The organism is Shewanella sp. 11B5, from assembly GCF_002836795.1.
Classification (GTDB): domain Bacteria; phylum Pseudomonadota; class Gammaproteobacteria; order Enterobacterales; family Shewanellaceae; genus Shewanella; species Shewanella frigidimarina.
Genome location: NZ_PJAP01000285.1, coordinates 1 through 11,361 on the forward strand (window position 1 = coordinate 1; position 11,361 = coordinate 11,361).

Sequence of the window (11,361 nt, forward strand, 5' to 3'; positions counted from 1 at the left end):
ACTTTCAATTCGCTCAACATCATCAATTTATCATCAATGCTAGCAGCCAAATTTACACATTTTATGGAAGAATAAGCTAAGTGAGCCCTATGATGCAGACGGCTGGTTAAGCGCCATTTTGGTCGCTATTTGTTTATTATGAAGAGACGATAACAACAGTAAGCCACATACCCCACCAATTAACGCTAAAAACATGTCAGATTGAGTATCCCAAACATATCCTTGAGTACCTAAAAATGCCTCGGCATTTTCACCCGTAGCAATGGCAACCCACCATTCAACTAATTCATAAAAAGCTGAAAATGCCAACACAAAACATACTGCTAAAAACTGACACCAGGCACCAATTTGCATCACCTGCTTACGAATAAAGATTTCGCGAGCTAATATCACCGGAATAAATCCCTGAGCAAAATGGCCGACTTTATCGTAGTTATTGCGTTCGCTGCCCATCACTTGTGCTAACCAGTCAAATAACGGCACTTCGGCATAGGTGTAACGCGCACCCACAAATAATACACAGCAATGCACTAAAATAAGTGCATAAGCTAACGTGGTCAGCGGAAAGTTTTTACGACTAAAAAATAAAATAGGTAATGCGATTAACGCTGGTATAGCTTCTAACCACCAAGTGAACATATCTTTAGGTGCGCTAACTGACCACAACAGTACTAATAGATAAATCCCTATCCATATAACCTTACTCTTCATCTTAATTCTCTCCATGAGATATTGTTCTCAAATTAGAATATAAACTTTAGCCATCTAGCCCTCTACAAGCGCTTAAAAAAGTGCTACTTTGATAATGCGCCGGAAGTCCGCATTTATATCATAACTATTAGTATAAGCATTAGTATAACCATTAGCTTAAGCACCATTTAATGATAAGAGGGTACCCATATCATGGCGAAACACTCGCTTGACAAGGATAAGATCAAAATCCTGCTGTTGGAGGGCGTCCACCAAACTGCGGTCGATGTACTAGAACGTGCAGGTTATACCAACATTGAATACCATAAAGCCTCGTTAGGCGAAGAGGCTTTGCTTGCATCAATTAAAGATGCTCACTTTGTTGGATTACGCTCCCGCACCCAGCTTACTGCGGAAGTACTGCATCATGCAGAAAAGTTGGTTGCGATTGGTTGTTTTTGTATTGGTACCAACCAAGTCGATTTAGCCTCGGCTGAGAAACTGGGCATTCCAGTTTTCAACGCTCCTTTCTCCAACACGCGCAGTGTTGCTGAATTGGTGATTGGTGAAATCATCATGCTGATGCGTGGCATTCCACAGCGCAATGCCATGTCACATCGTGGCGGTTGGTTGAAGAGTGCTAATGGCAGTGTTGAAGTCCGTGGTAAAACCTTAGGTGTGATTGGTTATGGTCATATTGGTACTCAATTGGGTATTTTGGCTGAAACCTTAGGCATGAGAGTGATTTTCTTCGATATTGAAGATAAGTTACCGTTAGGCAATGCCTCTCAAGTTCACTCTATGGACAAGTTATTGGCTCAAGCGGACGTTGTTAGTCTGCATGTACCAGAAACACCGCAAACTAAAGATATGTTCGCTAAAGCTGAATTTGCTCAAATGCGTCAAGGCAGTTTCTTTATCAATGCTTCTCGCGGAACCGTAGTTGATATTGAAGACTTAGCCAATGCACTGAAGTCAGAACATCTTGCGGGTGCAGCGATTGACGTATTCCCTGTTGAACCTAAGTCGAATGATGATGAATTCATCTCTCCACTACGCGGCTTAGACAATGTATTACTCACACCACACATTGGTGGCAGTACTGCTGAAGCACAGGAAAACATCGGCGTAGAAGTGGCAGGTAAGCTGGTCAAATACTCAGACAACGGTTCGACTCTGTCTGCGGTTAATTTCCCAGAAGTATCGCTAGCACAACATAGTGGCACCTCACGCTTATTGCACATTCACCAAAACCGTCCTGGTGTATTGATTAAAATTAACCAAGCGTTTTCTGAAAAAGGCATTAACATTGCAGCTCAGTACTTACAAACTACCGCTGAAATTGGTTACGTGGTAATGGAAGTCGATTCAGATCAAGCTGAAGAAGCATTAGTTGAATTAAAGTCTATTGAAGGCACTATCCGTGCGCGGGTATTGTTTTAAACTGACTTATATTTTATAAGCAATTAACTTGAGTTAATTGTCTTCCTAAAAAAGCTACCTTGTCCACAAGGTAGCTTTTTTATTAGCTTTAAAACCATAGCCCCCTGTTGAGCATTCTATTAATCCGTTACACTCCAAACCATACCGTCTTATTCACACGTTAGGGATAGTTATGACCATTTCAGTAAACCAGCCAGATTGGGATTTTATCGCCACGTCTCCTGAATTAATGTTATCAAGTTTGACGCATATGGGGTTAATCGAAATCACCGGTGAGCAAGGGCGCAGTTTCATTCATGGCCAAGTCACCACAGATATTACCTCCCTTGGCACAAACGAGTGGAAATGGGGTGCTCATTGCGACCCTAAAGGTAAAATGCTCGCCAGTTTCCGTACGTTTTCAATCGGCGATAGCTTATTTATGTTACTGCCGAAAAGTACTTTAAGCTTAGATTTACCCCAGTTACAAAAATACGCTGTATTCAGTAAAGCCGAACTCGCAGATGTCAGTAATAATTATCAAATAATTGGTATTGCCGGATCACAAGCACAAGCCTTTGCAGCTGAAAACTTTGGCGATGTATCGCAAGCACTTAATCTTGTAGAGCAAGGTGTAATTATTCGTGATGGCGAACGTTTTATTGCCATTATTAATAATGCGGCAGCAGAAACCATCATCAGCCAATCGGGACAAACAATGTTTGATGCCAGTGCATGGCAAGCATTAGAAATTAAAGCCGGCTATCCAAACATAGATGCAGCTCATTCCGGCCAGTACGTAGCGCAAATGTGCAACCTGCAAGCCATTAATGGTATTAGCTTTACCAAAGGCTGTTACATGGGCCAAGAAACCATTGCCAGAATGAAATATCGCGGAGGCAATAAACGTGCATTGTATATTATATCTGGCACCACCAAGCAAACCATCAGCACTGATACTCAATTAGAAATTGCCCTTGAAGACGGTTTCCGTCGTGGTGGCAATATCATTGAATGCGTCCAATATGGCGATAAAGTATTACTGACAGCTGTATTGCCAAATGATACCGAAAACACGGCGCAACTTCGTATTGCCGGTGATGAAAGCTCACAATTATCTATTATCGAGTTACCGTATTCTTTAGCAGATGCTTAATTAATTTGAGTGATACATTGACTAAGCGAGCCATTGGCTCGCTTTTTTTATTTTTGAACATTTGCGCTTCATATCACGTATATTATTGATAATATTACTCTGTTGATGCAGTAATTCTATTAAGCCTATACGTTATGGAGCGACTATGACCACTATCGTCACCTTAGAAAACATGAGTAAAGGGTTTCGCGATGGCGAGTCATTCCATTCGGTGCTTAACAATGTCAGCCTAACACTGCAACAAGGCCAAACGATTGCGTTAACAGGCCCTAGTGGCAGTGGTAAAAGTACCTTACTGAATATTATTGGTGGCTTTGAAACGATTGACAGCGGCGACATGTTAATCCGCCAAACAGGCAACATGCATTCGGTGACAAAGTGGCAAGATAAACAATGGAGCCAATATCGACGTCAGTCACTCGGGGTAATATTTCAACAGTTTAACTTGCTCACCCCATTAAATGTGCGTGACAACATTCAGTTTTCACTGGCGCTTAATCAGTTAGCGTGGAGCCCTTGGTGTGATGAACTTTGCCACCAGCTTGGCTTAACACCACTGCTAGATCGTAACGTCGAAAACCTATCCGGTGGGCAACAACAGCGGGTGGCCATTGCGAGGGCACTCGCTCATAAACCACAACTCATATTAGCCGACGAACCGACAGGTAATCTTGATCAACATGCCGGATTACAAGTCATGCAACTGCTAACCGAACTCGCTCAACAAGCCAACTGCTGTATCTTAATGGTGACCCATAGCGAACAATGCGCCGCTTTTATGCAGCATCGCTGGCACGTCGAAAATCAGCAGATTGTGATTAACCCTGCTGACATGACATTGCAAGGTTAAGCCCATGATGACTCACTCTTCATCATACTTATCCTCAATTAAGCGTTTAAGATTATGCTTGCAGCTGTTTGCCAGCCATTATCGTCACGCCCCATTGCAAGCTAGCGCAATTTTATTGGGCATCATGCTGGCGGTAACGTTATTGATTGGCGTATACGCCACTAACGAAAACGCTAAACAAAGCTATGGTAATGTATCCGAACTCATGAGCCAACAAGCTCGACTATCGATTAGTCACCGCACTGAGGACAGCATTGATGAGTCGGTTTATTTTGCGTTAGCCAATGCAGGATTCAACACCATCGCCAGCATTGAAGGAATTGCAACCGATGAACAAGGCAGGCTATGGCGAATTAATAGTAGTGATGTAGTCGCCGCGATTACCAGCAGTATGCAACTACAGCAATCAGGTACTAGCTCATCGATAACAGCGACGCATATTCCGTTAGCAGAACTACTGGCAGGCAAACCTAAAGTGCTAATGTCGACAAGCCAGCGCGAACGCATGAGTAAAGTGACTAACAACACTGACCGCATAATACTTAATGGTATGCCTGTTGAATTTGTTGCCATTGACGATTCATGGGGACTTGGTTCTGCTATTTTGGCCGATATATCACTCGCTCAACCTATGCTGAATATGCAGGGTAAATTAAGCTACATTGCCGTATTTGATTCCCCCTCCGCAGATACAAATACCTCTCACGCAAACGAATCAGAAACAGATGCGCAACTAATCGCTCGATTAACGCATACCTTAACCCAAGCGGGGATTGATCCCACCAAGCTGAACTTCACCACCCAAACAAGTGAAGGCGAATCACTTACCGCCCTCACTGCCAGCTTTCATCTTAATCTTGATGCCATGAGCATGTTGGCCTTTGTGGTCGGCTTATTTATCGCTTATAACGGGGTTCGTTATAGCTTAATGAAGCGTCAAAAATTGCTAGTGCAAATCATGCAACAAGGGCTCGATAGACGCACCATCATGCTAGCCCTAAGCATTGAAATAGTCTGTTTAGTGTTTATAGGTTGTGTATTAGGTTTTATTGTCGGACTGCAATTATCGCAATGGTTACAACCTATGGTCGCGATGACTCTTGAGCAGCTATATGGCGCTAAATTGTTACCGGGAAACTGGCAGTGGCAATGGTTTGCACAAGCGCTCGTATTAACCCTGTCTGCAGCCTTTGCTGCTTGTATTCCAATGCTAATAAACCTTATTAACACCCCACTTGCACAAGGGGCTCAAAAGCAGCCACAAAGCCGACAGTTCAGTATTATTCATTGGCGACAATTCATTATTGCGGCATTGCTACTTTTGGTTTGCACTATCGCGTTTGCGTTTACTGAACAATATCGCCATAGCTTAATATTACTAGGCGTACTCTCGGTCGCGATTCCATTACTGTTACCACAATGTCTGCATTGGGCGGTTAACTTACTCAGTCCTTTTATGCCTAAAGGGTTGTGGAATTATGTGATTGCCGAAACCAAAGAGATTATTGCCCCACTCGCTCTGGCGATGATGGCTATGCTGCTAGCTTTGTGTGCCAACATTGCCATGAATACCTTAGTGGGTAGTTTTGAAATCACCTTAAAAAAGTGGCTCGATGCCCGTTTGCATGCAGACTTATACATTAGACCCAACCCAAACCAAATCGATACATTAACGCTATTATTAAAACAAGACCCCAAGGTTGAGGCTATTTATGAGCAATGGACTGTCGATAGCCATCTTAATCGAGCTGAAACACCGCAAACACAAGTGCCAATTCATTTAGTCAGTCGTGACCATTTGTCGTTAACTGAAACAACCGTGTTTAAAACCACTGCCGATGATTTTTGGACAACCTTCACAGCAGGTGAAAGCCTGATGATCAGTGAGCCATTATCGATAAAATACCAACTCGATATAGGCGATAAAGTTCAACTATCGCAACTTGATCAACACATCATGACGATTGGCGGTATTTATTACGATTATGGTAATCCCCAAGGCGAAGCGATTATCACTCAGTCTTTATGGCAGCAATCTCAATTACCAGCAAAACCCATTAGCCTGGCAGTGTCTTATCAAGGCGATATTACCCCGCTACAAAACAGTATTAGCCAACAGCTCAACTTGTCTTCAGCCTATATGTACAGTCAACAGCGGATTAAAACAGAAGCGATTAATATGTTTAACAAAACATTTTCGATCACTGTGGTACTCAACAGCTTGACCTTACTGGTGGCGGCAATCGGCTTATTTAGTGCCTGTATAATGCTAACGCAAGCGAGGCAAGCGCCATTAGCCCGCTTGTATGCTCTAGGTGTTAGCCGTAACCAATTACGGATGATGGTGTTAGTACAAATGCTATTTATCGTATTTTTGACCTGCTTTCTCGCGTTACCGACAGGCGCGTTACTGGGTTATTTATTAATTCATAAAGTCACATTACAAGCATTTGGCTGGAGCATCGCCATGGTCTGGGATTGGGCTGCATATGCTCAAGTGGTGATCATTGCTGTAGTCAGTTGTTTACTGGCAGTGTGTTTACCTTTGTATTGGCAAACCAGAAAACCCTTGATATCAAGTTTGCAACAGGAAGCGCTATGATCTCTGTTACCTTTAAAGGCATATACTCAATCGCTTTCAAGTTTGTATTACATACCAAGTTTACAACACGGCAAACACAATGGATGCTCCTTTTAGCATTGCCTCTGTGTGCAATGTTAACAGCCTGCTCACCTGCGCAAGATAGCGTCACAAAAGAGTCAACAATTAGTAGCATGTCATCTGCATCAGCTGAAGGTTATAGCGAAGTCACTCAAGGTAAAACCTTACACTTTCCACAAGACCATTTAGCGCACGATGACTTTAAAATTGAGTGGTGGTATTTAACCGCAAACCTGACCACGGCTGCAGGTGAAGATGTTGGCGTGCAATGGACTCAATTTCGCATTGGAATGACACCACCTCAAAAATCGACAGTTGCCACCAATGACTGGGAAACAAATCAGCTTTACATGGCTCATGCCGCTGTAACAACATCAAATGAACATTTATTAGCTGAGAAATGGTCACGAGGGCACCCGCAACTTGCAGGTGTAAAATCGCAACCGTTTGAAGTGCATCTGCAAAACTGGCAATGGTTAGGTCAGTCTGACAGTCTTTTTCCGGCAACATTAAATGTGGCTAGTGATCAGTTTAGTTATCAATTACAGCTAAATAGTCAGCAACCGCTGCAATTACAAGGTGATAAAGGTTATAGCAGCAAAAGTGCAGACCAAAGCGTAGCGTCTTACTATTACAGCCAGCCTTTTATCGACGTAACAGGTCAAATAACTCGTCATGGCGTAACAGAACTAGTCAGCGGTAAAGCTTGGCTTGACCGCGAATGGAGTTCACAATTTTTAACCAAAGCCCAGCAAGGTTGGGACTGGTTTTCACTGCGTTTAGACGACAATTCAACGCTAATGGCATTTAGACTGCGCGGCGAAAATGACCAAGCACACTTTTACAGTGCCAGAAGGATGTTTACTGATGGTAGTGGCCACAATATTAATAGCCGAGACAACCCTGGTGATATTGATATGCAACCCACTCAGTGGCAACAAACCGCATTAGGCAATCATCCTATTGCATGGCGAATTAAGATTAATAGTGAAGCCATCGACGTCACGACCCAAGCTGTTAACCCTAACAGCGACATGCCAGTATCTACGTCATATTGGGAAGGCCCCATTACGATTAAAGGCAGTCACCAAGGTCAAGGTTACATGGAGCTTACTGGTTACTAGGTCTGCTGGTCATTTAAGTTGAATGTTGCACCAAGATTCGCTCAAAGGTTTTCTCGAAGACTTTCTCGAAGACTTTCTCGAAGAGAAGCAAGCCGTAGCCTACCTATAAAGATCATACCTCTCACAATCTCAATTCCCCATTCCTGGGAGCCGTGCTAGTAACAGGGTACCGAAAGGTTTTAATCGACAATAAAAGCTGTGCCTCAAGCACTACAAGCTTTACAAGCAATCCCTAAAACAGCATTTACCTAATTGTTAAAATGAGATTTACATCACGCTGAAAAATGTGACCTTGCACAACTATTAACCACTATACCCATTCTGAGGTATACCCATGTTATTGGTAAGGTCTAGACTCACTCTATCACGTCACCTCCAATGACTATCACGTACCAAGTACAACATTCTAAGAGTGAGGAACACCATGAGCATCAGTCGTCGCGAGTTTTTAAAAGCCAACGCCGCTGCCGCAGCAGCGTCGGCCGTGGGTATCGCTATTCCAATTAATATCGTTCAAGCTGCAGAAGGTAAAAGTGAAATAAAATGGGATAAAGCCCCATGTCGCTTTTGCGGTGTAGGTTGTAGCGTCCTAGTAGGTACTCAAAATGGTAAAATTGTTGCTACTCAAGGCGACCCAGAAAGCCCTGTTAACAAAGGCTTAAATTGTATTAAAGGGTATTTCTTATCTAAAATCATGTATGGCAAGGACCGATTAACCTCGCCATTACTCAGAATGAAAGATGGTAAGTATGATAAAGAAGGTGATTTTACGCCAGTAAGCTGGGATGTTGCCTTTGATACCATGGCCGAAAAATGGAAAGCCAGCATAGCCAAAAAAGGCCCAACCTCTGTAGGGATGTTTGGTTCTGGCCAGTGGACTATTTGGGAAGGCTACGCCGCATCTAAGCTTCATAAAGCTGGTTTTCTCACCAACAATATCGACCCGAATGCACGCCATTGTATGGCATCAGCTGTTGGTGGATTCATGCGTACCTTCGGGATTGATGAACCCATGGGTTGTTATGATGACTTAGAAGCCGCTGACCACTTTGTATTGTGGGGCGCCAACATGGCAGAAATGCATCCCATCTTGTGGGCCCGCTTAACAGACCGTCGCTTAAGCCATAAAGATGCCCGCGTACACGTACTCTCTACCTATGAAAACCGTAGCTTTGACTTAGCAGATAATGCCATGGTGTTTAAGCCACAAACTGACTTGGTCATCTTAAATTATATTGCCAACTACATTATTCAAAACAAAGCCGTAAACAAAGACTTTGTTAGCAAGCACACTAAATTTGCCCTAGGTACCACTGACATTGGTTATGGCTTGCGCCCTGAACACCCATTGGAAAAGAAAGCTAAAAATCCAGGTAGCGGTGATGCCAAACCGATTAGCTTTGACGAGTATGCAAAATTTGTTAGCACTTACACAGTTGAATACGCGGCAAAAATGAGCGGCGTACCGGCTGAAAAACTTGAGATTATGGCAAAAGCTTATGCCGACCCTAACATCAAAGTGATGAGCTTATGGACCATGGGTATAAACCAGCATACTCGTGGTGTGTGGGCAAATAACATGCTCTACAACATTCACTTACTCACCGGTAAAATAGCGACTCCAGGCAACAGCCCATTCTCATTAACCGGTCAACCTTCAGCTTGTGGTACTGCTCGTGAAGTAGGCACATTCTCACATCGTTTACCTGCTGACATGGTGGTGAACAATGATAAACATCGTGAGATTACTGAAAAACTTTGGCAAGTCCCTGCCGGCACTATTCCAGCTAAACCTGGATACCATGCCGTGCTGCAAAGCCGTATGCTTAAAGATGGTAAATTAAACTGTTATTGGACTATGTGTACTAACAATATGCAGGCTGGTCCTAATATCAATGATGAAGTTTATCCCGGATTCCGTAATCCAGAAAACTTTATTGTGGTCTCGGATCCTTACCCAACTATCACGGCAATGGCCGCAGATTTAATTCTTCCAACTGCAATGTGGGTTGAAAAAGAAGGCTCATATGGTAACGCAGAACGACGTACTCATTTCTGGCATCAGCTCGTACCAACGCCAGAAGGGTCTAAGTCAGATTTATGGCAGCTGGTTGAGTTCTCTAAGCGCTTTAAAGTCAGTGAAGTCTGGCCCGCTGAGCTAATCGCTAAACAACCAGAGTTAGCCGATAAAACATTATATGAAGTGTTATTTGCTAACGGCGTAATCAATAAGTTCCCAACCAGCGATTGTAAAGGTGCTTATAACGATGAAAACGAACACTTTGGCTTTTACCTGCAAAAAGGTATTTTCGAAGAATATGCACAATTTGGTCGCGGCCATGCACACGATTTAGCAGACTTTGACACTTACCATCAAACGCGAGGATTACGCTGGCCAGTCGTTAATGGCAAAGAAACCACCCGCCGCTTTGTTGAAGGCAGTGACCCTTATGTCAAAGCAGGTGAAGGATTCAATTTTTACGGTAAGCCAGATGGCAAAGCCGTCATATTTGCACTGCCTTATGAACCGGCAGCAGAAGAACCTAATGAAGAGTTCGATCTATGGATGTCAACAGGACGAGTGCTGGAACATTGGCACACAGGGTCAATGACCGCTCGCGTACCAGAATTGCATAAAGCGATGCCAAGTGCTCAAGTCTTTATGCACCCTGCTGACGCTAAAGCTCGTGGGTTAGCCCAAGGGGATGAGGTTACCGTTGCATCACCACGCGGCGAAATCAATACTCGAGTGGAAACTAAAGGCCGAAACAAGCCGCCTAGAGGTGTGGTATTTATGCCATTCTTCGACGCTAAGCAATTAGTGAACAAGCTGCTTTTGGATGCCACGGACCCATTATCAAAAGAAACTGATTTCAAAAAGTGTCCAGTGAAAATATTTAAAGCCTAATACCGCTTTAATATTAATTGCTGCAGCTGTCGCGGGGTTATTACACCTTGACAGCTGCGACACTCGATTTCTACATTCATTAGGATGTAACGGAGATGAAAATGAAAAAACTACTTAGCGTCGCGGCCATACTATTAAGCCTTAGCGCATATTCTGGACAACAAGCCGTAGCAGATAATACCCCTGTAAAAGTAGAATCTCGTGTAGGTAACGTCGCCATAACCGACAACTCACCTGCTGATGCTATCGCCACCTATCCGACTAGAGGTAAAGCTATCGCGCGCAGCTTTGCTGAACAACCGCCGTTGATCCCTCATAAAGATAGCTATAGCATCACTACAGACAAAAATGGCTGTCTAACATGCCATAGCTGGGATAAAGCAAAAAGAATGAAAGCAACGCCAGTGGCGAAGTCACACGTTGTGGATGATAAGGGCACAGTGAATGGCATGAACTACTTCTGTGTACAGTGTCATGTTGCACAAGCAGATAATAAACAGGAACTAGTGGAAAACACATTTACGACAAAGTAATTGATAAAGATATAAA

General features: G+C 43.4%; 8 protein-coding genes. 7 read left to right on the forward strand and 1 reads right to left on the reverse strand.

The window, feature by feature from the left end:
* Positions 1-87 precede the first annotated feature (87 nt).
* Positions 88-711 carry a DUF2238 domain-containing protein gene (locus tag CXF78_RS05290; protein ID WP_102036192.1) on the reverse strand — a complete coding sequence of 208 codons (624 nt, stop codon included), beginning with the start codon at positions 709-711 and terminating at the stop codon, positions 88-90.
* Positions 712-903: 192 nt separating this feature from the next.
* Between CXF78_RS05290 and serA the strand changes: the two genes are divergently transcribed.
* The 7 genes from serA (at position 904) to CXF78_RS05325 (ending at position 11,345) form a co-directional block, all read left to right on the forward strand.
* On the forward strand, positions 904-2,133 hold the full coding sequence (gene serA, locus CXF78_RS05295; protein ID WP_011636046.1) for a phosphoglycerate dehydrogenase: 1,230 nt from the start codon (positions 904-906) through the stop codon (positions 2,131-2,133).
* A 172-nt stretch (positions 2,134-2,305) separates the two neighbouring features.
* The gene (ygfZ, locus tag CXF78_RS05300; protein WP_102036193.1) at positions 2,306-3,268 is read left to right on the forward strand and encodes a tRNA-modifying protein YgfZ; all 963 of its coding nucleotides are present in this window, start codon (positions 2,306-2,308) and stop codon (positions 3,266-3,268) included.
* Positions 3,269-3,413: 145 nt separating this feature from the next.
* On the forward strand, positions 3,414-4,118 hold the full coding sequence (locus CXF78_RS05305) for an ABC transporter ATP-binding protein (protein WP_059747623.1): 705 nt from the start codon (positions 3,414-3,416) through the stop codon (positions 4,116-4,118).
* Between the two features lie 4 nt (positions 4,119-4,122).
* Positions 4,123-6,720 (forward strand): ABC transporter permease, encoded by a 2,598-nt coding sequence (locus CXF78_RS05310; protein ID WP_102036194.1) that lies wholly within the window; start codon positions 4,123-4,125, stop codon positions 6,718-6,720.
* A gap of 113 nt (positions 6,721-6,833) precedes the next feature.
* Positions 6,834-7,904, forward strand: a complete 1,071-nt coding sequence (locus CXF78_RS05315) for a lipocalin-like domain-containing protein (protein ID WP_374702270.1) — start codon at positions 6,834-6,836, stop codon at positions 7,902-7,904.
* 424 nt (positions 7,905-8,328) lie between these two features.
* A complete protein-coding gene (gene napA / locus CXF78_RS05320; protein ID WP_102036195.1) occupies positions 8,329-10,812 on the forward strand; it encodes a nitrate reductase catalytic subunit NapA in 2,484 nt (827 codons plus the stop codon).
* A 101-nt stretch (positions 10,813-10,913) separates the two neighbouring features.
* Positions 10,914-11,345, forward strand: coding sequence for a nitrate reductase cytochrome c-type subunit (locus CXF78_RS05325; protein ID WP_011636040.1), 432 nt, complete (start codon positions 10,914-10,916; stop codon positions 11,343-11,345).
* Positions 11,346-11,361: the final 16 nt, after the last annotated feature.

What these genes read in the sequence shown, in the direction of transcription:
- CXF78_RS05315 (WP_374702270.1), top strand. Translation starts at nt 6,834, where the DNA reads ATGTTAACAGCCTGCTCACCTGCGCAAGATAGCGTCACAAAAGAGTCA.
- serA (WP_011636046.1), top strand. Translation starts at nt 904, where the DNA reads ATGGCGAAACACTCGCTTGACAAGGATAAGATCAAAATCCTGCTGTTG.
- CXF78_RS05305 (WP_059747623.1), top strand. Translation starts at nt 3,414, where the DNA reads ATGACCACTATCGTCACCTTAGAAAACATGAGTAAAGGGTTTCGCGAT.
- napA (WP_102036195.1), top strand. Translation starts at nt 8,329, where the DNA reads ATGAGCATCAGTCGTCGCGAGTTTTTAAAAGCCAACGCCGCTGCCGCA.
- CXF78_RS05310 (WP_102036194.1), top strand. Translation starts at nt 4,123, where the DNA reads ATGATGACTCACTCTTCATCATACTTATCCTCAATTAAGCGTTTAAGA.
- CXF78_RS05290 (WP_102036192.1), bottom strand. Translation starts at nt 711, where the DNA reads ATGAAGAGTAAGGTTATATGGATAGGGATTTATCTATTAGTACTGTTG.
- ygfZ (WP_102036193.1), top strand. Translation starts at nt 2,306, where the DNA reads ATGACCATTTCAGTAAACCAGCCAGATTGGGATTTTATCGCCACGTCT.
- CXF78_RS05325 (WP_011636040.1), top strand. Translation starts at nt 10,914, where the DNA reads ATGAAAAAACTACTTAGCGTCGCGGCCATACTATTAAGCCTTAGCGCA.